Below are 25,072 nucleotides of genomic sequence, written 5' to 3' on the forward strand. Positions count from 1 at the left end.
CACCCGACGGCGGCTTTTCTCTTGTCAGCGGGTAGTATCACACTGCGTGAACATCGAAGTGACTATTGACCGTCCCGCTGCCGGCGGAGAATTCATTGCCAGCTATGACGGACGTATCGGTTTCGTCACCGGCGGTATCCCCGGCGAACGCGTTGTTGTCGAAATTGCCAAACCTGATGCCAAGCTTTGGCGCGGCAATGTCGTTGAGGTTCTGGATGCCTCAGAGCATCGAATTTCGCAGCGTTGCGAAGCAGCTCAGCAGGGCGCGGGCTGTTGCGACTGGGGTTTTATTGATCCTGAGCACGCGGCGCGTCTCAAGGCTGATGTCTTGACCGATTGCCTGCGCCGTCTTGGACGTTTCACCGCCGACGAGCTGCCAGCTATCGATGTTCTTCCACTGGCTCCGACCTCCCGTTGGCGCACGCGCGTGCGGCTGGGTGTGGATTCCCAGGGACGAGCGGGATTACGTCGTTCCCGTTCCCACGAGCTCGTCATCGGCTCCGAGTGCGTCCAAACAGTTCCCAATCTCATCGCTGGCTTTTCGACGGCCGGAACCATCCCTGTTGCTAAGCCTGCTCGCGGTCGAGGGAGCAAGAAGCCGAAGCCAGGAGAACTCCATGTGGCCATGGACACGGAGGGTAACCGAAGTGCTGTATACGTTTCCGGCAGCGGCAGGAACCGCACGCAAACGTTGATTGAAGGCGAGCCAACTACACAGCACACCGTTCACGGAATTACTTTCGATGTGCCGACGACCGGTTTTTGGCAAGCCCATTGCCATGCCCCTGAGTTCTATGGATCGCGCATCATCGACCTGTTGGTTGGTCAGTCTTTCTCCTGCGGTTGGGATCTTTACGGTGGCGCAGGCGTTCTGTCGGCGGCACTGCGCAAGCTAGTTGACGCAGAGGGTTCAATTCTCTCTGTCGAGGGTTTTGCCGCGGCCGCGACGGCGGGGCGCAAGGCTTTCACTGCAGCTGACCACAGTGGAAATGCGTCGCCTGCGGCACCAGTCCGGTTCGTAACCGGGGATGTCACCAAGGTAGTGCGCCGCGAAGTTGCTAATGCGGAAACACCAAACCCGGATATCGTCGTTCTCGACCCTCCGCGCTCCGGTGCTGGTAAGGATGCCATTGCCGCTATTGCTGAGGCAAAGCCACGCACGGTCGTACATTTCGGTTGCGATCCGGCGACTTTTGCCCGCGATGCCCGGTACTGGGCTGACTATGGCTACGCGTTCAAACACCTCGAGGTCGTGGACGCATTTGGTCTAACGCATCACTTTGAAACCATCGCGGTGCTGGAGCAGCTGTAGCTAGAGTGGCTGCCGCATGGGCGCAAGAACGTTGGCGCCGATCACGTCGGCAAGCAAATGTGCCTGCCATGGGCGGAAACCCTGTTCCCTGAGGTGAGCGGAGATTTCTGTAACGGCTGGCAGGCCGCCAGCGTAGTTGTCGTGGTGGCGGAATACGAATGAGCCGACTGCGCGACTGTGAATCCACCACACCAGTTCACGTGTCTGCGCGGAAGTGATGAGTGTGTCTTTGCGCAGGTGTATTTGGGCACAGACGTTGTCGATGCAGTCTCGCGTGGTTTCGAAAATCTCGGCGGCTTGTGGGGCATGTTCAGCCCAACGGCGAAAGTGGGGCATCTGGTTGGGAGCCTGCTTCTGGGGCTTCGGCCATGACGACCTGGGTTCCTGACGGGCTTCATTAACGACCTTCAACCAAGCGTCCGCGGCACCGCGACGGCGACGTGGAAATCCACGGATTGCAGTTAGTTCACGCTGCGTACCGGGGAGTTGTTCTGCGATTGTACGTAGAACGCTGTGACCCATGACGTGTGTTGGGGAGACATCACGGCGCTGCGCGATTTCGTCACGCTCAGTCCACAGTGCACGGGCGACGTGAAGTTGTTCGGGAGTGCGCAGCTTCCCAATCCCTTTGAGCCCCTGCCACGAGTGTCCGACGTGCAGACCATCGAGGTATTTACGGTTTAGAGCGAGTTCGCGTTCGCATTCCTGTTCCAGCCATTCCAAACGGTCGAGCTCAGTCAGCGCCTGACAAAGAACCTCGGCGAGTTCGATGAGCAGCTCGACATCCAAGGCTGCGTAGTCCAGCCAATCTGCTGGCAGTGGACGAGTAGACCAATCCTCTCGACCGTGCCCCTTGGCAAGTCCAACTCCGAGGAGTCGCTCTGTCAGAGCTGCTAAGTTGACTCGCTCCAGGCCGAGAAGGCGGCCGGCCAGCTCAGTGTCAATGACTTTGGTGGGGTAGAGACCCAGAGCTGCGAGGCAGGGAAGGTCAGAATGAGCGGCGTGAATAATCCAGGTCAGGTCGTTGACTGAGGAACCGAAAACGGCCATCGCCTTGCGACCATCTTCGGGATCGATGAGAAAGGTGCCCGCTCCACGGCGGCGAAATTGAAGCAAGAAGGCGCGGTCGTCGTAGCGATATGCCGAAGCTCGTTCAGTATCGACTGCGAGCCAACCGTGTCCTTTGGCCAGCTGCTCACCGGCGTCAATAATGTCGTCGATGGCAGAAAGCACGCGTGGAGTTCCCTCGGCTGGGGCAAGTCTTACTTCTACGTCGGGACTAGTTTCCACGTCGGAGCTCATCGCACGCCTCTTCGGTCGTCGGTATCAGCAGTCGCCGGTATCAGCCCAGCAGGGAAACGCCGACGGGTGGCAGACCAGCGACGTTCGCTAGTACCTGAGCGAAGGATTCAACGTGGGTGCGCAGGTCGGTGCCACGAGCAGTCCACGATGCGCGCATTTCTAATTGAAAGGCCTGTGGCTTGCCGCCGATCTCGCCATAGCGGACAGAGTTCGTAGTAGTCACCGTGCCACCCAAGTTCGACAGTTCGGCGTTGTTCTCAGCCAGAGCCTCGGTGAGCCATTGCCAGGCAACCTGGGGAAGCAGCGGATCTTCCGCGAGGGAGGCGTCCATATCCGCCTGGATGTATGCAACCAAGCGCATGTCACCGTCCCAGGTTTCCTCACTGCGGGGGTCATGGAGCAAAATTAAACGACCAAAGGCATCGTCGTCCGAGGACTCGGGGACGATATCAGCTTCGGGCTGCGTGACCTCAAGCGAGACAGCGTGGCTAAACGGTGCCAGCTTCTGCGGTGGCCGAACGGTGCCCAGAGCAATCTCAGGTCGCAGTTCAGCAGAGTGCATTGACTGGACCGCGGCGCGGAAGTTCTGTGGCATTGAATCGGTTCCATTCACGCGCCTGAACTTAGCCATATGACGCTTGCGTTAGTGGGAGGCGCGCCGAAAAGAGTGGGAAGCGACCAAGCGGTTCGTCGAAAACGCACAGCAGGGCGAGCGATTTCCCTGTTCTTAGTACCCCACACATCAATTTCTAAGGTAAGTGGGGCATGATTGTCCGTATGAACAATCGTCGCACTTTGACTGATGCCCCGATTCTTGATGCAGCTTACGGTCGAACTCCGTCGCGCCGCCCGGTGTGGTTTATGCGGCAAGCCGGTCGTTCACTGCCTGAATACCGTGAGGTGCGCAAGGACATCGGTATGTTGGACTCCTGTTTCCGTCCGGAACTGCTCGCTGAGATTACTATGCAGCCGGTACGTAGGCACGACGTTGATGCTGCGATTCTTTTTTCCGATATCGTCGTGCCGCTGAAGGCTGCGGGTGTCAACCTGGATATTGTTCCTGGCCGCGGTCCAGTAATGGATACTCCGGTGCGCTCGGAAGCAGACATCAAGGCTCTACCGGAAGTCACGGAAGAGCAACTCGCTCCGGTGGCCGAGGGTATCGGCCTCATTCTGCAAGAGCTGACTGATACCCAGGCACTCATTGGTTTCGCCGGTGCACCGTTCACCTTGGCGTCGTACCTGATTGAAGGCGGTCCATCCCGCAATCACGAGCGCACTAAGGCGCTGATGCACTCGGACCCTGAATTGTGGGATCACCTGATGCAGAAAATCACTCCGATGGTGATTGCTTTCCTGCGCGCGCAGATTGGCGCTGGTGTGGACGCTATTCAGCTCTTCGACTCCTGGGCTGGCTATCTCACCGAGCGTGATTACCGCCGCTTTGTGTTGCCGTACTCGAAGGAAATCTTCCAGGCTGTCGCCGACGCCGGCATTCCGCGCATCCACTTCGGTGTGGGCACCGGCGAGCTTCTCGGTGCGATGGCTGAAGCCGGCCCAGAAGTCATGGGCGTCGACTGGCGCGTGCCACTGGACGTTGCTGCCAACCGCATTCGTGCCACGCTTTCCGACGTTCACCGAGGCGCAGACCCGGCGGAAAACAGCCTTGCATTGCAGGGCAACCTTGACCCGGCGATTCTCTTTGCCGGTGAAGATGCAATGACCCAAGAGATTCAGCGCATCTGCTCTGAGACGGACCGTGCAATTAAGCGTGGTGACGCCCGTGGACATATCTTCAACTTGGGTCACGGGGTGCTACCGAATACCGATGCCGACGCGATTACGCGCGCCGTTGAGATCATTCACGCAACGTAAAAGCCGACGCAACAGGCGTGTAAAACACGCACTAGCTAATTTCCTACAAGTCTTATCGACCGTGCCCGCTCGAGGCGCGGGCATAGAGAAAGCGTACGAAATACCGTGGTTGCACAACCTTCTACCATTGCCGTCATAGGTGGCGGTATCTCCGGCCTGAGCGCAGCGTATGAGTTGCGTAAAAAGCTCGGACCCGCCGCAAGAATAATTGTCATCGAGTCCAGTGCACAGGTCGGCGGCAAGCTGAAGACTCGAACAGGAACTAACGGCCCTCTCGAAGCGGGCGCTGAGGCGTACCTGGCGTTCCGTCACGATGCCACCGATTTTTTCAAGGAACTCGGGTTGGCAGATCAGCTAGTCGCCCCTTCGGGGCTGCCTTCCAAGCTCTACATTGGCGGTGAACTCAAGGACCTTCCGCGTAACACGGTCACCGGTATTCCAGGAAGTTCAGAAGGGTTGGGCTACCTCCTCAGCGAGGCCACCCTCGCCAAGATTGATGCTGAGTCGAACCCCGAGCTCACTCCAGCCTTGCACTGGGTACTGGGCGACGACATGAATGTCGGCCAGCTGGTCGCGGCGCGTCTCGGTGAAGAAGTGGTTGACCGCATCGTCTCCCCGCTGCTCGGGGGCGTCTACTCAACCACCGCATACAATCTGGGCCTGCGTGCGACCATCCCACAGCTGGCGGCAGCGCTTGATGAAATTGCCAGTGTCGGTGATCATGTCAGCCTCACCGGCGCTGTCCAGCGCGTTCTGGAAGCACGTAAGCAGGCGCAGCAGGCGCGTCTGAGCAGTGAGGCTGCGACAGACTCTGCGAAGACGAAGCAACCGGTAGTCTTCCAAACGTTCCGAGATGGCTTCGAGGTCCTCTACAACACGCTTGCCGACGAATCGGGAGCCGAACTCCTCTTGTCGACGAAGGCTGCTGGCTTGCGGCAGCATGACAATGGCTTTGAGGTGACAGTGGAAGCGCCGTCGGAAAGCGGCACGAGCGTTAACACGATCGACGTCGACGGTGTTGTCCTGGCGGCACCTTCTGCAACCACATCAGAGCTGTTGAGCAGCCTTGCTCCAGAGGCGGCAGAGCTTATCGGTGGGGTAGACACGTCGAACTCGGCGGTGGTCGGTATGTGTTTCGACACATCGGACGGACTGCCGGAGATCAACGGCGTGTTGTGTGAGATTGGTGCGGACCTGTCCGCGAAAGCTTTCACAGTGTCGTCCCGAAAGTGGCCACATATTGGTGAGCGCTACGGTGCCGTTGTGAGGGCAAGTTTCGGCCGTTTTGATGATGACTCGCACGTGCATCGCAGCGACGAAGACCTCATCGCCAGGGCAAAGGCGGATTTGGCTAAGGCGACTGGCTTTGATGCTGAACCGACAGCGGTTTTCGTCCAGCGTTGGTGGGCAGGGATTCCACGCTTCGATATGGGGCATGGAGGTTTGATGGATTTTGCTCGCCACGAGTTGGACGAGGTGCCTAAGCTTGCAGCAACAGGGGCATGGCTCAGTGGCCCGGGCATTCCGGAGTGTATTTCCAACGCCAAGGCTGCGGCTAACAAGATTGCTGCGGAGCTGGGATAAAGCTGCGAGATTGGTGCTGAGTACGAAACTGGCGCCGAACCATTGAATTTTTGAACAGACTTTTCAACCGAACTAGGAGAGAACTGATGACCAAGCTCGATTACAAGAAGCTCAACGACACCATCCGCTACACCATGTGGTCTACCTTCAAGGTGACCCCGGGCGCACTCGGAGAAAACCGCGAAGAGGCAGTGGCTAAGACCAAGGAATTCCTGGCTCGTTACGAAGACACCGATCTGATCATCCGTGGTTTCTACGACGTTTCGGCCATGCGTGCTGAAGCTGACTTCATGTTCTGGATTCACGCAGAGAAACTGGAAGATCTGCAGGCGTTCTACAACGCTTTCCTGCGCGAGACTCCGCTGGGCCAGGCATCCACCCCGCACTGGTCGAACGCTGCGCTGCACCGTCCAGCTGAGTTCAATAAGTCGCACCTGCCGTCGTTCATCATGGGTGAAGAGCCAGGACGATGGATTGCGGTTTACCCATTCGTCCGTTCCTACGACTGGTACCTGCTGGAGCCAACCGAGCGTCGCCGCATCCTTGCTGAACACGGTATGGCCGGTCGTGACTACCCGGATGTGCGCGCCAATACTGTCCCGGCGTTCGCACTCGGCGACTACGAGTGGATCCTTGCATTCGAGGGGCCGGAGCTCGACCGCATTGTGGACTTGATGTGGAAGATGCGTTACACCGAGGCTCGTCTGCACGTCCGCGAAGAGATTCCGTTCCACACGGGCCGTCGCGTCGATGACATCGCGGAGATTATCAACGTTCTGCCGTAGCCCGTGCAATCTACGAGAAAATCAGCAGCGCCGCTGGTCAAGCCCCGTTAACTGACGGGATTGTGACCAGCGGCGCTGTTTCTTTATCCGGTTATTCAGCCGTCTTGTCCGGTTCCAGCGTGAGTGAAATTGAATTGATGCAATAACGCAGGTCGGTTGGAGTATTGTATCCCTCTCCCTCAAAGACGTGGCCGAGGTGAGACTTGCAACGACTGCACAGCACTTCGGTGCGGACCATACCGAGGCTCGTATCTCGTCGCTCAATAATGCGGTCTCCTGCTAGTGGAGAGAAGAAAGATGGCCAACCGCAGTGAGAGTCGAACTTCTCGTTCGAGCGAAACAGCTCGTAACCACAAGCCCGGCAGCGGTATACACCTTGAGTTTTAGTATCGGTGTACTCACCGGTGAAGGCGCGTTCAGTACCTGCCTGACGCAAAACCTGGTACTCTGCGACACTGAGGAGTTCGCGCCATTCTTCTTCGCTTAGATTCCAGTCTTCGCTATGCGAATTATCCATTCTGAATAGCCTCCTCAGACTTGAGATCAGATTCCTGATTAAACTTCCCGCCTGCGATCTTCCAGTCACCCAGCCAGCTGAAGCCGGATGCAAAGCTACGCCCATTGACGGCATCCACAATCGTCATTCGAATCAGTGCTGCCGTGATGGAGAGAATAAGAACGGCCCATCCAATACCGCCGATTGCAACCGTGAACCACGGGAAAAATAGGTCATCCTCATCAATCCACCAATTGGCGTAGAAGAAACAGAGTACGACTCCGAGTCCTGCGCCCCAATTCAACATGACAGTCGAACCAATATTTCCTTCATTGTCGCAATCCAAAACCAATGGGCGAAGCACGGTGAGAACCATTGGCAAGAGCGTCATCGAGTAGTACTGCTGTCCTAGGCTGGAAAGGAAGAACGCGCCGGTGAAGAGAACTCCGGAAGTTGTAGCAATCCAGAATTTCTCATCCCTTTCGAGCCAGCGAAGAAGGAGAACGACAGATACCAAGACAAAAATGCCGAAAAAGATTTGCCACAGCAAGATCAATGTCGGGTGGGCACCCAGCCAAACAAGCTGCCCAGTCAGTGAAGCATTCGCAAAGTCACGGACAACTCCCAGGTAGGGGATAGTGATATCTAGGTAGTCACGTGGTTGGACCATGAGCGGCCACGCAACGGCATTGGCTGCAATTACCACCCCGATACTGGTCAGTATCGTAGAGAACTGCCTGCGCATGAACGGTAGGAACAGCATTGGCAAGAATACGGGCTTGATAGTGATTGCGATACCGATAATCAGGCCGGCCAGGATATTGCGTCGCTCGGTCAGTGCAATAAAAAACAGCACTAATGCAAGGAACAGTGAACCGTTGACGTTCGTAAAATCAAGCGTGTTGGTAACGGGTTCCGTGAGGTAAAGCAGTGCTATCGACGCTGGAATGATGGGGCCAGAGCGCGCAATACCAAGCCACCTGAGTAGCAACACAATTGCCGCAATGATTGCAGCTGACTGAAATACCGCAAACCAGATTCGGCCCGATTCAAGCGAGCCGAACAAATCAATCGGGGCTAAAAGTAGGGTAGCGCCTGGGGAATACAGATAGTGCGGATCGGCTGTTACGTAGTCTTCCGAATAAACGGGTACCTGCGACACGAATCGATTAATTGCTGACCAGACCGTCGTAAAGTCATCTGTGCCAGACACGTCTTTCGGCAAAACCCAGGTGCGGTGAAAAATTACCACAGCTGCGATAGGCCACAAGAAAGCGCTGAGTCCTCGCGACACCTGCCGAGACAGAGGGCGTGGAGCCACCGAAGGTGTTCCTGGCGTGTCCTTGGACGTTTGCGTTAATGCCGTTGCGCTTGCGCTCACGTCGATTTTTGGTTTACTCACAATACTCCACCCTACTGGGTGAAGCTGCGGGAATAGCGTAGGAAGATGTGTGAGTCGGAACGTAGGATACCCCGCACTTCAAAAGCCTGCGGGTTCGTCGAGTTCGATTCCTCTTCAGGGGCGTTCTCGCCGAAAGTCAGGGGACCGTTACCCACCCACGTCGGCGACAACGTCAGGAACACTTCGTCAACGCACCCTTGCTGCAACGCCTCTCGATACATCGTCGGACCACCCTCTACGACAATGTCGCGGTAGCCGTGCTCGGCCAGCCACGTTATCGCCGCACCTACTGAGGGGTTAGGGAGCTTAACGACGAGCGCCCCGGCTGACTCTATCTTTTTAACTTTGTTCTCGTGCGCGGCTGTTTCCTCTTCGCTATTAAAAGTGTCCTCAGTAGGGGTGAAGATTATCGGAGGATTCGCTTCTGCGTTTGTAAAAAAGTCGGACTCTACGTCCAAGTCCAAGGAACGCGAGAGCGTGGACATTGCCACATGCTCAGAGCGACCAAGCTTTTGACGAACGGCCTCTAGGTGCTCCGGTATCTCAACTGGGCCGTAGTCTTCTGCGACAATGGTGCCCGTGCCGACGAAAACGACGTCGGCAAGCGCACGAAGCGTGTTGAAAATTGTGGCGTCGGTGTTATTGCCAAGCTGTCCTGAGGTGCCTTCGATGGCGCCACGTCCGTCCATACTGGTGACGGCGATGGCGGTGACTGTGGGAGTGGCGGGGAGCTCCGGCGCTGAAGCAGGTGTCGTTTGTGCTGGTCGGGAAAGAAAGTGAAGAAGTTCATCGGTAGATGGGTTTGCGGATGTGAGTGTAGCCATACCGCTGAGGTTAAGCTCACGATTGCAAAGTAGGCAAGGCCTGGCTTATAAGGGCAGCGCCATAATCGTTGTTGTTTACGAGGGTTTTGCCTATAGTGGAGGTATGCGACTCACAGATACCCTTGAAAAGGCATTCAACGACCAGATCACTATGGAGCTCACCGCTTCGCACGTCTACCGTCAGCTCGCTATCGAGCTGGACCTGCTGGACCTTTCTGGTATGGCAGAGTGGATGCGTGCACAGGCGGAGGAAGAAATCGATCACGCCAACCAGTTCATTAACCACCTTGACGCTCGCGACAATCGCCCGCAGATCGGCGCCGTCGAGGCGCCGGAGGTGAAGGTCACATCCGCTATCGATGCATTCCGCATTGCGCTCGAGCACGAGGAGAAGGTTTCGGCATCTATCCGTAACCTGCGCAACCTTGCTGACAGCGAAGGTGACATCGACTCTCGTCCGCTGCTGGATAGCTTCGTAGTTGAGCAGATTGAGGAAGAGGACACCGTCCGCGGCATCATCGGTCGCCTGGAGATTCTGGGTGACGATGGCGCTGGCCTGCTGCGCCTGGACAAGGAGCTCGGCGCTCGCGACGCAGCGTAACCTCGAGTTCAGTTCACAAATTTGATAGAAAAGACCGCTTCAGGGCTAAGTGCCTGGGGCGGTCATTTCTATTCAGCTGGAGCCTCAATCGATGAGTCAAACCTAAATTCGTGGAGCTGCCATGGGCTGATCATTCATAGTCCTAAGCGAGTGAGCTGCTCAGCAAAGCCCGCCGAATTGGAAAACTTGGCAGCCGAGACGCCCGGTGAAAGACATGTCTTGCTACTTAACACGGGGGGGGTAAGGCTCAATGAAATTGGTTGCTTGACTGAGGTTAAACGAAAACTCCCTCCCGGATACCCGGGAGGGAGTTAGTCTGAGCGGATGACGGGACTCGAACCCGCGACCCTAACCTTGGCAAGGTTATGCGCTACCAGCTGCGCTACATCCGCAAATACGTTCGCCCATAAGGGCTTACGTGGTGCGCGATACTAGGATTGAACTAGTGACCTCTTCCGTGTCAGGGAAGCGCTCTCCCACTGAGCTAATCGCGCTGGGTTAAAAGCTATATAAAAGCTTTCATGCGCAACCCCCTTCTGAGAGAAGGGGGCTTTGCACTGAGCGGATGACGGGACTCGAACCCGCGACCCTAACCTTGGCAAGGTTATGCGCTACCAGCTGCGCTACATCCGCAAATACGTTCGCCCATAAGGGCTTACGTGGTGCGCGATACTAGGATTGAACTAGTGACCTCTTCCGTGTCAGGGAAGCGCTCTCCCACTGAGCTAATCGCGCTGGGTTAAAAGCTATATAAAAGCTTTCATGCGCAACCCCCTTCTGAGAGAAGGGGGCTTTGCACTGAGCGGATGACGGGACTCGAACCCGCGACCCTAACCTTGGCAAGGTTATGCGCTACCAGCTGCGCTACATCCGCAAATACGTTCGCCCATAAGGGCTTACGTGGTGCGCGATACTAGGATTGAACTAGTGACCTCTTCCGTGTCAGGGAAGCGCTCTCCCACTGAGCTAATCGCGCAATACATCGAAACCGGTAAGGAATCTCTGCTGAGGTGGAAACGGGAATCGAACCCGTGTACACGGCTTTGCAGGCCGTTGCCTCGCCACTCGGCCATTCCACCGTGAGGCTGCCGCCTCAGTGGTTGCCTCGAAGTTATACCACAGGGCCTAACTTCTTGAGAAACCAGAGCGGATGACGGGACTCGAACCCGCGACCCTAACCTTGGCAAGGTTATGCGCTACCAGCTGCGCTACATCCGCATCGCGTTGCAAGGAGGGCGAAAAGAAAATCTCAATTGCTCCCTTGCGGTGCGAAAGATACTTTAGCGTGATTGTGCGATTGATTACAAATTACCAGGTGAACATCTGTATTGTCCCTGTGGGCGTAGGGCTAAAGACCAATCTTTGATGCCTCTGAATCGCAACAATGTCATTTATTCGCTTTCGCGGGTTTGTTACTGGGCGCCTATCGAGTCGCTATCGTCATGGAGTTCCATCGATGCGGTAAAAAATCTTCGAACTGCGCAATCGCAAACGCAACGCAACTCAATTAGGGAAATCTCCAAAACGCGTGCTAACTTATTCCGCAGAGCAGCAAAGGCTTAGTGCTTTTCTGTCCCAGTCCCATAGCTCAGTGGAAGAGCGTTCCGTTCACACCGGAAAGGTCGCTGGTTCGAACCCAGTTGGGACTACCATTTAAAACCCCGGTCGACGCATCGTATAAAAACGGCGCGGCCGGGGTTTTGCTGTGTGACCTGAACTATATTCGTCTCTCTCGGGAACTTTTCTGGGCTACCATCCGACAATAGGTACAAGGGCAGCGGTCATACTACTGCTGTTCTTCTCGAACTGTCCCGCTTAAAGGAGTTGAACTGTTCTAGTGAGTCCCCGGGTCGCTTCAGGCGAAACGTTTCGGTTCTCAAAGTCGGGTTTCCGACGTGCGGTAGCCGCCGCTGCGGCGCTTGCGGTCTTTGCCGGCGCGTCCGTTATCAATGCAGTCCCTGCGAGTGCTCATGATTCCGTCCTGTCATCGAATCCAGGCGACAAGCAGGTTCTCGATGAATTTCCGCACCACGTTTCTCTCAAGTTCTCCGGCAACCCCAAGAACAACTTCAACACCGTTGCAATTAGTGATGCAGATGCCAAGGAAGTCCTGTACTCCCACGAGCCAGAAGTAGTGGGTAATGAGGTCTCTTTGGATATTCCTGAGGAGATTAATCCAGGGCCTGGCAACTACATTATTGGTTTCCAGATTACCTCCTCTGATGGTCACTCCACCCGAGGAAAGACCTCTTTCTCAGTGGCTGATCCGGATGCTGCTGGCGCAGCCGAAGCTGGGGCAGAATCTCGTCAAACCGGTGCACACGCCGAGGAAACGAAGTCAATACCGCTATGGGCTTATGGCCTCGGTGGTGGACTTATCGTCATCATCGCCGCTGTCGTCACCGTTATTAATCGAAAGGCAAAATAGGCACATGAAACTCAATCGCACTGCAACTGCACTGATTGCTGGTTCCGCAGCTCTGACCCTTGCTTTAGCAGGTTGCTCATCCGACGATAACACTGCTGCTGAGGTGACTGAGTCCGCAACCTCCGCTGCGACCGAGGCTACTTCTGAGATGGAGAAGAGCGATGCTGCTGTACAGCTGGCCGATGCCTACATCAAGGAAAAGCCGGCTGACAAGGGCATGACTGCCATCTTCGGTACGCTGACCAACAACACCGATAAGGACATCAAGGTTTCCTCCTTCAAGCTTGAGGGGCTGAAGGAGGGCACGAAGTTCGAGCAGCACGACACCAAGGACGGCAAGATGTTCGAGGTGCCGGAAGGTCTGACGATTCCGGCTAATGGCGAACTCGTTCTCGAACCGGGTAGCACTCACTTCATGATCATGGACAATGATGAAGCTATGGATGTGGGAGCTGAGTACAAGCTCGTCATTGAGCTTTCCGACGGCTCTAGCATCACCCAGGACGTTGAGGTTCGTGTCCAGCCGGCGGGCGAAGAGGACTACGGTAATGACGGTGACCTGAACAACCCAGAGCATATGGGCGGCGGTGAGATGGATCACTCGCACCACTAATTCTTGTGACAAGTTGGTCAAGCAATGGCTCGTCGTAAAGCGGGCGTGAGCTCAGGTACGTCGAGGAATTGATTAACTGGATCTAATGGTGGCAGAAGCGCTGGAGTTGGCAGGTTATTGCGGCATATGCATCGAACTCCGGCGCCTTTCTTTTTCCGAAAAAGGTTTTCGATACGGTCGAATTGGATAGGCCAGTGGTTGCGTTGAAGCCATTGAAAAATCGTTGGATTCCCAGCCACCTTATGTGCTCCAGTTTGAAGTAATCAGAAAGGTAAGAGTGCACAACATGTCCGAAGGCTTTTCTAGAAGGCGTTTTCTTGGCGGGCTCGGCACCGCCGCAGGAGCCTCAGCGCTCGCCCTGGGGGCGCCGGAAGCCCAGGCGATTGGGTTGGAACGTCCACAGGAAGAGCCGCCGAAACCGCCTTTGCAGACAGCAACCGTACCTTTTGATGGGGCTCATCAGGCGGGGATTGCGACGCCCGCACAGGCGAATCTATGGCTAATAGCCTTCAACGTAAAGAAGGGGGTTAATCGCAATCGTCTCCAAAACCTCATGCGTGCCTGGACCGATGACGCTCGCCGAATGACAGCCGGCAAGGCTACTCGAACGGACTTGGAGCCTGAGCTCATGGGGAGTCCGGCCAATCTGACTATCACAGTTGGATATGGGGAAAACTTCTTCACAATCATCGATAGGGAAGACCAGAAGCCCGAGTGGCTGGAGGATCTGCCAAAGTACGTTAACGATGAGCTCCGCCCGGAGTGGAACGGTGGAGACCTGTGCCTGCAGATTTGTGCGGATGACCCGGTAATGGTCTCCCACGCGGCCCGAATGATGATCCGAAATTCGGGCTCTTATTTGGACGTCCATTGGGTGCAAGCTGGTTTCCAGCACGCCAATGGTTCTAGGCAGGAAGGCGAGACCCCGCGCAATCTCTTCGGTCAGAAGGACGGTACGGTCAACCCGCGCACTCGTGAAGAATTCGACAAGCAAGTGTGGATTGACAGTGGCCCGGATTGGTTGCGGGGCGGTACAGCGATGGTTGTCCGCCGTATCGAAATGGATATTCCAGGCTGGGATGTCTTGGACCGCGAAAGCCGCACTGTTATTACCGGCCGAGATATCGGCACCGGTGCGCCAATTGGAGGTAAGGACGAGTTTGAGACCGTCGACCTGGCGAAGACTGATGAATATGGTCTGCCTCTGACGGATCCGAACAGCCATGTTGCACTGTCCATGCCTCCGAAGGAGAAACCTAATCAGCGGATTCTGCGACGGGTCTACAACTATGACCTGCCACCGGAACCGAATGGTCGATTCGAGACCAACACCGGCCTGGTATTCATTTGTTTCCAGAAGGACCCGTTGGAGCAGTTCAATCCGATTCAGGAGCGGCTGTCCAAGAACGACCGTCTCAATCAGTGGATTTTCCACATTGGATCCGCCGTGTTTGTTATGCCGCGAGGAACTTCTGAGGAGGAGTACTGGGCGCAGGACCTTTTCGAGGCCTGAGTTTTGACCGTGCGGTAAAGTGTGTGAACGACTGACGAAGGTCACCAGGTATGTGATTTTCGAAGACACTTTGAAAAGGAGTACACGCACGCCGTGTCAGAAGAATTTGCAATCCCAGCACCGTTTTCCGTGCCCGTAGGAGTTTCTGCGGGCGAGGCGATGAGAGACCTGGGTTTCCCGAACAAGGGCGTTGACGCCATCGTTTGTGTCCGCGATCCTGAAGGCAATTTGAAGGATCTGTCCTTTAAGCCAGAAGTGGAAACCGTCTTCGAGCCCGTTCCGGCGAATACTCCGGACGGTCGTGATGTCATTCGCCACTCTGCGACTCACGTGATGGCTCAGGCCGTGCAGTTGGAGTTCCCTGGGACGAAGCTGGGCATCGGCCCTGCCATCGACAATGGTTTCTACTACGACTTCCGTGTCGATGAGCCTTTCTCGCCGGAGGATCTCAAGCGCATTGAAAAGCGTATGAAGAAGATCATCAAGTCTGGTCAGCGGTTCGAACGCTTCGCGTTCGAGTCTGCTGATGAGGCGCAGGAAGCGCTTGCCGACGAGCCGTATAAGCTCGAGCTGATTGTTGAAAAGTCGGCCGGCAAGGTGTCCGAAGATGATGAGGCCAATGTCGACGTCGGTGGTGCAGGCACGACCTTGACCGGATACCGCAACGTCAATCCGCGTACCGGTGAGACCGAGTGGTTTGATCTTTGCCGCGGCCCGCACGTACCGACCACCCGCTACATCCCTGCTTTTAAGATCACGCGTTCTTCCGCTGCGTACTGGCGTGGTGACCAGTCTCGCGATAACCTGCAGCGTGTTTACGGCACTGCGTGGGAGTCCAAGGAAGCGCTAGATGAGTACCTTGACCGCATGCTCGAGGCTGAGAAGCGCGATCACCGCCGCTTGGGCTCTGAGCTGGATCTGTTCAGCTTCCCAGATGAGATTGGTTCTGGTTTCCCGGTATTCCATGTCAAGGGCGGCATCATCCGCAACGAGATGGAGCAGCATTCCCGTCGCCGTCATATCGAAGCGGGCTATGACTTTGTGAACACCCCGCACGTAACCAAGGGCGACTTGTTCAAGAAGTCCGGTCACCTGGACTTCTACGCGGATGGCATGTTCCCGCCGATGCAGCTCGACGGCGAATATGACGAACACGGCAACTGCACCAAGGCTCCGCAGGACTACTACGTCAAGCCGATGAACTGCCCGATGCACAATCTCATTTTTGCATCGCGTGGTCGCAGCTACCGTGAACTTCCGATTCGTATGTTCGAGTTCGGCACCGTCTACCGCTACGAGAAATCGGGTGTTATCCACGGTCTGACCCGAGCCCGTGGCTTTACGCAGGACGACGCCCACATCTACTGCACCGAGGATCAGCTGGAAGAAGAGCTCACTAGTGTCCTCGACTTCATCATTTCGCTTCTTCGTGACTACGGCCTGGATGACTTCTACCTGGAACTGTCTACGAAGGACGAAAAGAAGTTCGTCGGCTCGGATGAAATTTGGGAGAAGTCCACGGCAATTCTCCAGCGCGTTGCCGATGTTTCTGGCCTCGAGCTCGTTCCTGATCCGGGCGGAGCCGCTTTCTATGGCCCGAAGATTTCCGTCCAAGCCCGCGATGCCATCGGCCGCACCTGGCAGATGTCGACCGTTCAGCTCGACTTCAACCTGCCGGAGCGCTTCGAGCTCGAGTACACCGCACCTGACGGCACCAAGAAGCGCCCGATTATGATCCACCGTGCGCTGTTCGGCTCCATCGAACGTTTCTTTGGCGTCCTATTGGAGCACTACGCGGGTGCTTTCCCCGCCTGGCTGGCGCCGGAACAGGTTGTTGGTATCCCGGTTGCGGATGACTGTATCCCGCACCTGGAGGACTTTGCTGCACAGCTGAAGTCTCGTGGCATCCGCGTCCACGTGGATACGTCGGATGACCGCATGCAGAAGAAGATTCGCAACCACACCCAGGCCAAGGTTCCGTTCATGATTCTGGCTGGTGCCCGCGACATTGAGGCAGGTGCCGTCAGCTTCCGGTTCCTCGATGGCACCCAGATTAACGGGGTGGCAGTTGAGAAGGCTGTGGACATCATCTGTGATTGGGTTGCTTCGCGGAATAACGAACAGCCGAACAAGGAGAATGTCTCTGCTCTCTAGAGGTCGCTAACGCTCTCTTATTCGACCGCGTTGTTTTAACTGGTGAACCACGCGTGGTAATCCAAAGAAGTTGACCGCGAAGTCGTAAACTACAGCAGAGAAACATATGTGGTCGGGGCTCGAATGGGGCCCGGTCACGCAACGAAGGGGATGGCAGTGAATCAGTCGGGAAGTGAAGAGTTGCCTCCGCAGCAGCAGGGCAATGCCGGCCAGCAGGAATCGTCTGATGGCGTATACGTCGACAGCGGTTACGGCGAACCGGATCGGCTCACGCGCTTATGGGCACCGTACCGGCTGGACTACATCGTCAAGCGTGGTGTACATAACTCCAAGCCATCCCGTAACCCCTTCGTTGATTTGCCGAAGCAAAGCGATGAGGAAGCACTCATTATCGCTCGCGGCGAGTGGGTGTACGCCGTTCTGAATCTGTTCCCGTACAACCCAGGGCACCTCATGGTGGTTCCATATCGCGAAGTCGCCAACCTTGAGGACTTGACCGACGAAGAAACGGCCGAGATGATGCGGTTTGCTAAGCATGCGGTTCGTACTCTCAAATCGGTTTCGCGTCCGCACGCCGTCAACGTAGGTTTCAACTTGGGCAAGGCCTCCGGCGGTTCGGTTGCTGACCACCTGCACATGCACGTTGTGCCGCGCTGGTCCGGCGACAGCAATTTCATGACCGTGATCGACGGCACCAAGGTGCTACCGCAGGCGCTTCGTCAGACGCGCGAATTGCTTGCCGACGGCTGGCGTGCCCTCAATCAGGAGGATGGGGCAGCATGCTGAGTGTCCGTGGCAGGGCTCCAATCCGCCCAGTAGTTGAACCGGTAGCCGCTGCACTTTTGCGGGTCGGGATTAGCCCGAACACGGTCACCCTGGTGGGAACTGCAGTTTCCGTTCTGCTTGCGGTAATCCTGATTCCTACCAACCATCTTTTTGCAGCTGCGGTTTCAATCGCTATTTTCACAGCTTTTGACCTGCTCGATGGCACGATGGCCAGACTTCGAGGGCAGGGAACGAAATACGGAGCGACGCTGGATGCTTCCTGTGACCGCATTACTGATGCTGCACTGTTCGGGGCGATAGCGTATTGGGTGGTGTATCACCATGACGCGGATCCAGTGCTGCTTATTCTGACACTGATTACCATGGGGTCTTCCCAGGTCATTTCCTACGTTAAGGCTCGGGCAGAGGCCAGCGCCCTTAAGGTCAACGGTGGTCTCGTCGAACGTGCGGAGCGCCTGATTATCGGTCTAATCGGCATTGGGCTCCAGGGGCTTGGCGTGGACTATGTCCTCTACGTCGCGATGTGGCTCCTGGCGATTGGGTCGGTATTCACCGTCGTCCAGCGCTTGTACATGGTGGCTAAGCAGCCAGGAGCGTTGGATCCCATCGCCCCGCCAGAAGGCGCAGCTGATAGTTCATCTATTAACCCTGACTCTGCTCCGAAGTCCACGGGTTCGGCTGATTCCTACAACTAAATGAGGATACAATGACTAGTTTCTTCCTGCCTCGCTCGAAAGATGATTTCGTTGCGCTCGGCTATATGGCCGGGTGGAAGATTTTTGGTCTGCTGCCGGAACGCGTGGCCTACCGTATCGGCAACATAGCCGCCGATCGTGTAGCAGCAAATCCCGCGACTACCCGCCAGCTTCGCAAGAACTTGGCTCGCGTTATGGGCTGCCCACCTGAGGAAGTGCCGCAAGGTCTTATTCGGGCTTCCATGCGTTCCTATCTACGTTATTGGGTGGAGGCATTCCGGTTGCCCTCCATCGCGTCGCCAGAGTTGGCAGACACGGTCGAGTCCACCAGCGATGGACTCGAACGAGTTGCTGAGGCCCTCGAGGCAGGAGATTCCATCGTCATCCCGCTGCCGCATTCTGGTAACTGGGATATGGCAGGTATGTGGCTCGTTTCCCGGCATGGCCGGTTCAGTACCGTGGCGGAACGGCTGAAGCCAGAGGTGCTTTACGACGCTTTCGTGGAGTACCGCGAATCCCTCGGATTCCACATTCTCCCGCTTACCGGTGGCAAACCCGCGATGCCGGAACTCCAGAAGCGATTGGAAGAAGGTGGCGTTGTGTGCCTGCTGTCTGATCGTGACTTCGGCGGCCACGGGGTCCCGGTCACTTTTTTTGGCGAGCAGACGACAATGCCGGTCGGCGCAGCAAAGCTGGCACAGGACACGGGCGCTCGGCTTATGCCCGCGGGCCTGTCCTACACGCGCGATGGTTGGCGTTTTGTAACGCATCCCTTCGTGCCGACTGAGGGGCGCAATCTAGCTGACATTGTCCAGGACATCGCTACAGTTTTTGAATCTGATATTGCTCAGCATCCAGCGGATTGGCACATGATGCAGCCATTGTGGCCAGCGGATAAGAAGAGGTCAAAGTAGCCGTGCGAATCGGAATGGTGTGCCCGTACTCGTTCGATGTCCCAGGTGGGGTTCAAGCTCACGCGATTGACCTGTGTGAGGAGTTCATCCGTCGCGGCCACGAGATCAGTCTTATCGGCCCGGCTAGCGTGCAGGCGGACGTTCCGGATTTCGTTGTTCGAGGTGGTGCCGCCATCCCGATTCCGTATAACGGCTCGGTCGCTCGGCTGTCTTTTGGTCCCCGCACGAGCCGTCGAGTCCGCACATGGATTGAGGAAGGTAGCTTTGACATTCTTCATATCCATGAGCCGAATTCGCCCAGTTTTTCAATGTTGTCGTTAGTAAACTCGGTCGGTCCAATTGTCGCGACCTATCACTCTGCGGCGACGGACTCCTTGGCATTGAAGCTGGCCACGCCATTTTTGCGGAAGTACCTTGAACGCATTCGGGGAGGCATCGCTGTCTCGGAAGTGGCACGTCGCTGGCAGGTTGAGCAACTCGGCGGCGACCCGGTACTCATTCCCAATGGTGTCCGTATTGGAGATTTCGAGTCCTGCCCGGCCGCCTCATCGTTGCCCGAGATCCCGCCGCGGCGTGAGGGGTTCTATCGGCTTGTGTTCCTCGGACGCTTCGACGAATCCCGCAAGGGCTTTGACGTTCTGCTCGACGCGCTGCCAGCAATACGTGCGGAGATTCCACAGCTTGAGGTCTGTGTCGTTGGTGATGGTGATGTCGCGGCAGCTCGTCGTAAAGCGGGCAGAAACGCAGATGTCCTGCATTTCGTCGGCAGACTCTCGGAGGATGCTAAGGCGTCAATCCTCGCCGATGCGGATGCGTACATTGCCCCGCAGCGCGGTGGGGAGAGTTTCGGCATCGTGCTGGTAGAGGCGATGGCGGCGGGTGCGCCGGTGATCTCCAGCGACATCGATGCGTTCAAACTCGTGCTTGACGACGGCCATTACGGGCTTCACTTTGAAAACGGTAACTCCGTAGACCTTGCGGATGCAGTCGTACGCCTTTTGACGCAGCCAAAGTTGGGGGAGGAGCTTCGCGCACTCGGGCATAAACGGGCTTGGGAGTATGACTGGTCGCAGGTCGCCGACGGCGTTCTGCGTGTGTACGATACGGTGCGCATGGATGGCGAAAAGGTCGTCATTGCGCCATAAAGATTTCCGTCGTGGCAGCTGATTAAACGCAGCGGAGTGAAAGTGGGTTTTCGGTGGACGTAACCGTTCCAATCTGGGTCGTTGTCCTGGTCATTGCGCTGATTGTCGTACTCGTTAGCGGTTTGGTGGCTTCATCGACAGCGACGCGTTTGAACCGTATGCACATTCGCACCGACTTGGCGCGTTCCTCACTGGAAGCAGCGTTGGGGCGAAGGGCTGCAGTCGCTCGTGCCGCCTACCCGGAACTCGCCGGCGTAGTGACGAAGGTGGAAGCCACACCACTTCGAGCCAACAACACTGGACAGCGCGCTGACGTGGAAAACGAACTGACTAGGAAAATTGTGGCGCTCTATGAGGAACAGCCTGTGGACCGAACGATGGCAATTGAGCTTTCTGACGCCCACACGCGGCTCGAGCTCGCCCGCCGTTTCTACAATGATGCGGTGACGGATACGAAAGCACTGCGAGCCAGGCCGCTAGTGCGCGCGCTGCGGCTGGCGGGTACTGCACCTGAACCGGAATATTTCGATGTTGCAGATGGACTGACAACAGCTTAATTGTGGGAAATCCCGCCGTTGTGCTGGAAGTTCGCCGTGTTTTCTGACTCAATGAACAGCACTGTCTAGTCCAGGCGTTATAGTGTTAAACGACTACAAACAGTCACATTCACCAGTTGTATTAGGGAAGTAGGGTTCGTTGAGCACGGTTGAGAACAACTCCGGGCAGGGCACTGCACGCGTGAAGCGTGGTTTCGCTGAGATGATGAAGGGCGGCGTCATTATGGACGTCGTTACTCCGGAGCAGGCCAAGATCGCTGAGGATGCCGGCGCAACTGCCGTGATGGCGCTGGAGCGCGTCCCCGCCGATATTCGCGCAGAGGGCGGCGTGTCGCGTATGTCCGACCCGGACATGATCGAGGGCATTATCAATGCCGTCTCCATCCCGGTTATGGCCAAGGCCCGTATCGGCCACTTTGTTGAGGCACAGGTTCTGCAGTCCCTCGGTGTTGACTTCATTGACGAGTCCGAGGTTCTGACCCCGGCCGATTACTCGAACCATATCGACAAGTTCGACTTCACCGTGCCGTTCGTCTGTGGTGCGACCAACCTGGGTGAGGCTCTGCGCCGCATCAACGAGGGCGCTGCCATGATTCGCTCGAAGGGTGAGGCCGGTACCGGTGATGTTTCCAACGCTGTGACTCACATGCGCACCATCCGCGCTGAAATTAACCGTCTGCGTTCTATGGCTCCGGACGAGCTCTACGTTGCCGCCAAGGAGCTGCAGGCACCGTACGAGCTGGTACGCGAGGTCGCTGAGACCGGTAAGCTGCCGGTCGTACTCTTCACCGCAGGTGGCATTGCAACGCCGGCTGACGCTGCAATGATGATGCAGCTCGGTGCTGAGGGTGTCTTTGTTGGCTCCGGTATCTTCAAGTCCGGTGATCCGGAGAAGCGCGCCAAGGCTATCGTCCAGGCAACTCAGCACTACGATGATCCGAAGGTCATCGCTGATGTCTCCCGCGGGCTCGGCGAGGCAATGGTCGGTATCAACGTCGACGAGATTCCGCAGCCGCACCGACTCGCTGAGCGTGGCTGGTAAAAATGGCTAACATCCGCGAGGTATTAGATCTGGAGCAGATTGACCGGGACATTTTCCGTGGCCCAGTCATTAAGTCAATCCTACAGCGCACTTTCGGTGGCCAAGTTGCCGGCCAGTCCCTCGTCGCGGCGACGCGCACGGTGGGTAATACCTTCGCGGTGAACTCCCTCCACGCCTACTTTGTAGGCCCGGGCCGCCCCCATATCCCGACGGTGTACATGGTCAAGCGAATTCGCGATGGCCGGTCTTTCTGCCACCGTTCCGTCGAAGCTGTGCAAGATGGCCGTACGATTTTCGTCATGCAGGTCAGCTTCCACCGTAAGGGGGATGAGGGACTCGAGCACTCTGACGTGATGCGCAAGGTGCCAGATCCTGAAGATGTGGTCACCGACACCTCTGAGATGACGAACACACGTCGTCTACTAATGCGCGAGTGGGCGGACTGGGATATCCGGGTAGTGCCGGATGATCAGTTCGAACACAACAAATACACCCCGTCTCAGCAGCTGGTGTGGTTCCGGTGCAAGGATCGCCTGCCGGATAACGAGACCTTCCACGTCTGCACGCTGGCGTACATGTCGGATATGACTTTGCTGTCATCGGCACTCGTTCCGCATCCAGGCGTTGAGGTCCAGGAAGCCAGCCTCGACCACGCGATGTGGTTTATGCGTCCGTTCCGTGCGGATGAATGGCTGCTCTACGACCAGATTTCACCATCAGCGCATGCGGGTCGCGCACTGACTCACGGTCGCATTTTTAACCAAAAGGGCGAGCTCGTGGCCGTCGTCACGCAGGAAGGGCTGACCCGAAGCCTGGCCCCGGGTGTCGAGCCCGTGCCAGTGGCGACGAACTTCGATGCTCGCAGTGAGAACCTAGATTAATGACACAGGAAACAATCGGTATCCTCGCTCTTCAGGGCAACGTTGCCGAACACGGATATGTCCTTGACCAGCTCGGCGTCCCGCACCGAAAGGTGCGCTTGCCCCGTGACCTGGAGGGACTTAGCGGCTTAATTTTGCCCGGCGGCGAGTCCACGACCATGAGCAAGTTGATGGTCTTCAATGAGCTTGAAGGCCCGCTGCGGGAAGCCCTCCGCGATGGCCTTCCGGCATATGGCACCTGCGCAGGCATGATTTTGCTTGCCGACGAAGTGCTCGATACCCGTCCGGATGCCGTAAACCTGCGAGCGATTGACATCACGGTCCGTCGTAACGCATTTGGCCGTCAGGTGGATTCCTTTGAAACTGACTTGGATATCCCGCAGCTGGCGATTGGTGGTGACCAGTCGTCTGTGCACGCCGCCTTTATTCGCGCCCCATGGGTCGAGCGTGTCGGCGACGACGTTGAGGTGCTAGCGCGGGTGCCAGAATCGGCTGGAGAGACCGCCGGTACAGTGGTCGGAGTACGGCAGGGAGCTGCGATGGCCACCAGCTTTCACCCGGAGTCGACGGGGGAGACTCGGCTCCACGAGTTCTTTTTGCGAGAGCTTGTCGGAATTTAAATCCCCAGTTTGTATAATGAACACCTGACTAATTCCCAGCTATATGGGTATTGACGAGAGGATTGGTAGGAACTAGCACATGTCGGGTCATTCAAAATGGGCAACCACAAAGCACAAGAAAGCTGCTAATGACGCCAAGCGCGCCAAAGAGTGGGCAAAGATGATCAAGAACATCGAGGTCGCGGCTCGTACCGGCGGCGGTGATCCTGCTGGTAACCCCACCCTCGATGACATGATCAAGAAGGCCAAGAAGGCCTCGGTTCCCAACGACAACATTGAGCGTGCCCGCAAGCGTGGTTCCGGCGAGGAGTCCGGCGGTGCTGACTGGGAGACCATTGTCTACGAAGGCTATGCACCTGGTGGCGTCGCTTTGATTGTGGAGTGCCTGACGGATAACCGTAACCGTGCTGCTTCCGATGTGCGCTCGGCGTTCAACAAAAACAACGGCAACATGGCGGACAACGGCGCCGTGGCGTACCTCTTCGAAAAGAAGGGTGTCGTCGAGTTGCCGAAGGGCGAGCTGACCGAGGATGACCTGCTCATGGCGGTTCTCGATGCCGGTGCAGAGGAAGTCAACGACCTGGGTGAAAAGTTCGAGGTTGTCTCCGCCTTTACCGATCTGATGAATGTCCGCACCGCTCTTGTCGATGCCGAAATGGAGTACGACTCCGCAGATCAGGACTACCGCGCTTCTACCACAGTCGCTCTCGATGCTGACGGCGCACGCAAGCTCTTCCGTCTGATTGACGCTCTCGAAGAGTCCGACGACGTGCAGAACGTCTACTCGAACGCCGACATCAGCGACGAGGTCATCGCCGAACTCGACGACTAGGCGTTTTTTGTCGACGGTTCTGCTGACTGGCTTCTCGGCGTTAAAGGGTGCCCGTGGTAGGGCAGTCGGCAACGCTGAATTGCTCGGCGAGCTGGTGTCAACAGGAAGTCCCCATCGGAAAGCAGTCCGATGGGGATTGGTTTTTATGGGCGTCCTAGGAGAACCACTGAGTCGGAGGTCCGGCCATCAGCAACAGTGTGAAGACCACCGCGAGAACAATCAAGATGACGAACGCCGAGATAAAGGGGCGACGAATAATCATGGCGAGTGCCCACTCGAATATGCCCTGTGGCTCCTCGGATTCGTCGGTAAAGCGCCAGGGCCGATCCAGAAGGCCTGCCTTCAGGGTGTTTCGTTCAAACGGATAGGTTGCGAATGGAATGATAGAAGAGGCGAGGCCGATGACACCGCGGCCAAAGCTCCACTGCTGGTTGATCCACACCATGATGGTGGTGACTACGTAGCACAGGAACGTAAAGCCGTGGATGCTGCCGAAGATAGTGGTGGCGGCGTCAGTGACTTTGAACAGGTACTTCAGCGCCAGGCCTAAAAGCAGCAGAGCCCACGTGACCATTTCAGCTGCAGCGAGAACGCCGTAGAGCTTCTTCGGTGAATTCATGGTGTTAAACGTATCAGAACCAACGGTTGGTACTCCTTCTAGCTACGATACAAACAGCTGTTCGAAATATGATATTAGTGGAGGAGTGAATT

At 56.6% G+C, this 25,072-nt stretch carries 24 protein-coding genes and 9 tRNA genes; 19 read left to right on the forward strand and 14 right to left on the reverse strand.

Annotated elements, in window-relative coordinates; all coding sequences use genetic code 11:
• Window positions 1-46 precede the first annotated feature (46 nt).
• Entirely contained in the window at window positions 47-1,312 is a 1,266-nt protein-coding gene (locus tag HMPREF1206_RS07125) for a class I SAM-dependent RNA methyltransferase (protein WP_016422659.1), read from the forward strand.
• Here HMPREF1206_RS07125 and HMPREF1206_RS07130 read toward each other — a convergent pair whose 3' ends face one another.
• Window positions 1,313-2,614, reverse strand: coding sequence for an HRDC domain-containing protein (locus tag HMPREF1206_RS07130; protein WP_016422660.1), 1,302 nt, complete (start codon window positions 2,612-2,614; stop codon window positions 1,313-1,315).
• A gap of 40 nt (window positions 2,615-2,654) precedes the next feature.
• Window positions 2,655-3,209, reverse strand: a complete 555-nt coding sequence (locus tag HMPREF1206_RS07135) for a DUF3000 domain-containing protein (RefSeq protein WP_016422661.1) — start codon at window positions 3,207-3,209, stop codon at window positions 2,655-2,657.
• Between the two features lie 170 nt (window positions 3,210-3,379).
• Here HMPREF1206_RS07135 and hemE point away from each other — a divergent pair, with 170 nt between their 5' ends.
• The 3 genes from hemE (at window position 3,380) to hemQ (ending at window position 6,858) form a co-directional block, all read left to right on the forward strand.
• On the forward strand, window positions 3,380-4,489 hold the full coding sequence (gene hemE, locus HMPREF1206_RS07140) for a uroporphyrinogen decarboxylase (protein ID WP_016422662.1): 1,110 nt from the start codon (window positions 3,380-3,382) through the stop codon (window positions 4,487-4,489).
• 105 nt (window positions 4,490-4,594) lie between these two features.
• The gene (gene hemG / locus HMPREF1206_RS07145; protein WP_016422663.1) at window positions 4,595-6,073 is read left to right on the forward strand and encodes a protoporphyrinogen oxidase; all 1,479 of its coding nucleotides are present in this window, start codon (window positions 4,595-4,597) and stop codon (window positions 6,071-6,073) included.
• A gap of 86 nt (window positions 6,074-6,159) precedes the next feature.
• Window positions 6,160-6,858, forward strand: a complete 699-nt coding sequence (hemQ, locus tag HMPREF1206_RS07150) for a hydrogen peroxide-dependent heme synthase (RefSeq protein WP_016422664.1) — start codon at window positions 6,160-6,162, stop codon at window positions 6,856-6,858.
• Window positions 6,859-6,949: 91 nt separating this feature from the next.
• Here hemQ and msrB read toward each other — a convergent pair whose 3' ends face one another.
• Genes msrB through HMPREF1206_RS07165 form a run of 3 tightly spaced genes read right to left on the reverse strand, consistent with a single transcriptional unit; the run spans window position 6,950 to window position 9,580 of the window.
• A complete protein-coding gene (gene msrB, locus HMPREF1206_RS07155; protein WP_016422665.1) occupies window positions 6,950-7,375 on the reverse strand; it encodes a peptide-methionine (R)-S-oxide reductase MsrB in 426 nt (141 codons plus the stop codon).
• Window positions 7,368-8,756 carry a glycosyltransferase family 87 protein gene (locus HMPREF1206_RS07160; protein WP_224792280.1) on the reverse strand — a complete coding sequence of 463 codons (1,389 nt, stop codon included), beginning with the start codon at window positions 8,754-8,756 and terminating at the stop codon, window positions 7,368-7,370. Before HMPREF1206_RS07160 ends, msrB begins: the two co-directional genes overlap by 8 nt.
• A gap of 11 nt (window positions 8,757-8,767) precedes the next feature.
• Window positions 8,768-9,580 carry a dihydrofolate reductase family protein gene (locus tag HMPREF1206_RS07165; protein ID WP_016422667.1) on the reverse strand — a complete coding sequence of 271 codons (813 nt, stop codon included), beginning with the start codon at window positions 9,578-9,580 and terminating at the stop codon, window positions 8,768-8,770.
• Window positions 9,581-9,683: 103 nt separating this feature from the next.
• On the opposite strand from HMPREF1206_RS07165, the gene HMPREF1206_RS07170 reads away from it, so the two are divergent.
• Window positions 9,684-10,181: a ferritin gene (locus tag HMPREF1206_RS07170; protein WP_016422668.1), complete on the forward strand. Its 498-nt coding sequence runs from the start codon at window positions 9,684-9,686 to the stop codon at window positions 10,179-10,181.
• Window positions 10,182-10,500: 319 nt separating this feature from the next.
• Here HMPREF1206_RS07170 and HMPREF1206_RS07175 read toward each other — a convergent pair.
• The 8 genes from HMPREF1206_RS07175 to HMPREF1206_RS07210 form a co-directional block, all read right to left on the reverse strand.
• Window positions 10,501-10,573 (reverse strand) — tRNA-Gly (locus tag HMPREF1206_RS07175).
• Between the two features lie 27 nt (window positions 10,574-10,600).
• A tRNA-Val gene (locus tag HMPREF1206_RS07180) sits at window positions 10,601-10,675 on the reverse strand.
• Window positions 10,676-10,741: 66 nt separating this feature from the next.
• A tRNA-Gly gene (locus HMPREF1206_RS07185) sits at window positions 10,742-10,814 on the reverse strand.
• A 27-nt stretch (window positions 10,815-10,841) separates the two neighbouring features.
• Window positions 10,842-10,916 (reverse strand) — tRNA-Val (locus HMPREF1206_RS07190).
• Between the two features lie 66 nt (window positions 10,917-10,982).
• Window positions 10,983-11,055, reverse strand: a tRNA-Gly gene (locus HMPREF1206_RS07195).
• Between the two features lie 27 nt (window positions 11,056-11,082).
• Window positions 11,083-11,157, reverse strand: a tRNA-Val gene (locus HMPREF1206_RS07200).
• Between the two features lie 32 nt (window positions 11,158-11,189).
• A tRNA-Cys gene (locus HMPREF1206_RS07205) sits at window positions 11,190-11,260 on the reverse strand.
• Window positions 11,261-11,326: 66 nt separating this feature from the next.
• Window positions 11,327-11,399: transfer RNA gene (locus tag HMPREF1206_RS07210), tRNA-Gly, on the reverse strand.
• Window positions 11,400-11,758: 359 nt separating this feature from the next.
• Between HMPREF1206_RS07210 and HMPREF1206_RS07215 the strand changes: the two genes are divergently transcribed.
• From HMPREF1206_RS07215 to HMPREF1206_RS07280, 14 genes are all read left to right on the forward strand, one after another.
• Window positions 11,759-11,833: transfer RNA gene (locus HMPREF1206_RS07215), tRNA-Val, on the forward strand.
• A 185-nt stretch (window positions 11,834-12,018) separates the two neighbouring features.
• Window positions 12,019-12,609, forward strand: coding sequence for a copper resistance CopC family protein (locus HMPREF1206_RS07220; RefSeq protein WP_016422669.1), 591 nt, complete (start codon window positions 12,019-12,021; stop codon window positions 12,607-12,609).
• A gap of 4 nt (window positions 12,610-12,613) precedes the next feature.
• Window positions 12,614-13,222: a copper chaperone PCu(A)C gene (locus tag HMPREF1206_RS07225; RefSeq protein ID WP_016422670.1), complete on the forward strand. Its 609-nt coding sequence runs from the start codon at window positions 12,614-12,616 to the stop codon at window positions 13,220-13,222.
• A gap of 286 nt (window positions 13,223-13,508) precedes the next feature.
• The gene (locus tag HMPREF1206_RS07230; protein WP_016422671.1) at window positions 13,509-14,735 is read left to right on the forward strand and encodes a Dyp-type peroxidase; all 1,227 of its coding nucleotides are present in this window, start codon (window positions 13,509-13,511) and stop codon (window positions 14,733-14,735) included.
• A gap of 159 nt (window positions 14,736-14,894) precedes the next feature.
• Window positions 14,895-16,889: a threonine--tRNA ligase gene (gene thrS / locus HMPREF1206_RS07235; RefSeq protein WP_231367222.1), complete on the forward strand. Its 1,995-nt coding sequence runs from the start codon at window positions 14,895-14,897 to the stop codon at window positions 16,887-16,889.
• A 150-nt stretch (window positions 16,890-17,039) separates the two neighbouring features.
• Window positions 17,040-17,675, forward strand: coding sequence for an HIT domain-containing protein (locus HMPREF1206_RS07240; protein WP_042388668.1), 636 nt, complete (start codon window positions 17,040-17,042; stop codon window positions 17,673-17,675).
• Window positions 17,669-18,370 (forward strand): phosphatidylinositol phosphate synthase, encoded by a 702-nt coding sequence (pgsA, locus tag HMPREF1206_RS07245; protein ID WP_016422674.1) that lies wholly within the window; start codon window positions 17,669-17,671, stop codon window positions 18,368-18,370. The genes HMPREF1206_RS07240 and pgsA overlap by 7 nt, the downstream gene beginning before the upstream one ends.
• Before the next feature lie 11 nt (window positions 18,371-18,381).
• Window positions 18,382-19,284 (forward strand): phosphatidylinositol mannoside acyltransferase, encoded by a 903-nt coding sequence (locus tag HMPREF1206_RS07250; protein ID WP_016422675.1) that lies wholly within the window; start codon window positions 18,382-18,384, stop codon window positions 19,282-19,284.
• A gap of 2 nt (window positions 19,285-19,286) precedes the next feature.
• On the forward strand, window positions 19,287-20,429 hold the full coding sequence (locus HMPREF1206_RS07255; RefSeq protein WP_016422676.1) for a glycosyltransferase family 4 protein: 1,143 nt from the start codon (window positions 19,287-19,289) through the stop codon (window positions 20,427-20,429).
• Window positions 20,430-20,482: 53 nt separating this feature from the next.
• Window positions 20,483-20,986: a hypothetical protein gene (locus HMPREF1206_RS07260; RefSeq protein ID WP_016422677.1), complete on the forward strand. Its 504-nt coding sequence runs from the start codon at window positions 20,483-20,485 to the stop codon at window positions 20,984-20,986.
• Between the two features lie 139 nt (window positions 20,987-21,125).
• A complete protein-coding gene (gene pdxS / locus HMPREF1206_RS07265; RefSeq protein WP_005511452.1) occupies window positions 21,126-22,028 on the forward strand; it encodes a pyridoxal 5'-phosphate synthase lyase subunit PdxS in 903 nt (300 codons plus the stop codon).
• Between the two features lie 2 nt (window positions 22,029-22,030).
• Window positions 22,031-22,909: an acyl-CoA thioesterase II gene (locus HMPREF1206_RS07270; RefSeq protein ID WP_016422678.1), complete on the forward strand. Its 879-nt coding sequence runs from the start codon at window positions 22,031-22,033 to the stop codon at window positions 22,907-22,909.
• Window positions 22,909-23,529: a pyridoxal 5'-phosphate synthase glutaminase subunit PdxT gene (gene pdxT, locus HMPREF1206_RS07275; protein WP_016422679.1), complete on the forward strand. Its 621-nt coding sequence runs from the start codon at window positions 22,909-22,911 to the stop codon at window positions 23,527-23,529. Before HMPREF1206_RS07270 ends, pdxT begins: the two co-directional genes overlap by 1 nt.
• Before the next feature lie 79 nt (window positions 23,530-23,608).
• Window positions 23,609-24,361: a YebC/PmpR family DNA-binding transcriptional regulator gene (locus HMPREF1206_RS07280; protein WP_005511479.1), complete on the forward strand. Its 753-nt coding sequence runs from the start codon at window positions 23,609-23,611 to the stop codon at window positions 24,359-24,361.
• 154 nt (window positions 24,362-24,515) lie between these two features.
• On the opposite strand, the gene HMPREF1206_RS07285 is transcribed toward HMPREF1206_RS07280, so the two are convergent.
• Entirely contained in the window at window positions 24,516-24,980 is a 465-nt protein-coding gene (locus HMPREF1206_RS07285) for a DUF3817 domain-containing protein (RefSeq protein WP_016422680.1), read from the reverse strand.
• Between the last annotated feature and the right edge of the window lie 92 nt (window positions 24,981-25,072).

It is taken from the genome of Corynebacterium sp. HFH0082 (assembly GCF_000411235.1).
Lineage (GTDB): Bacteria > Actinomycetota > Actinomycetes > Mycobacteriales > Mycobacteriaceae > Corynebacterium > Corynebacterium jeikeium_D.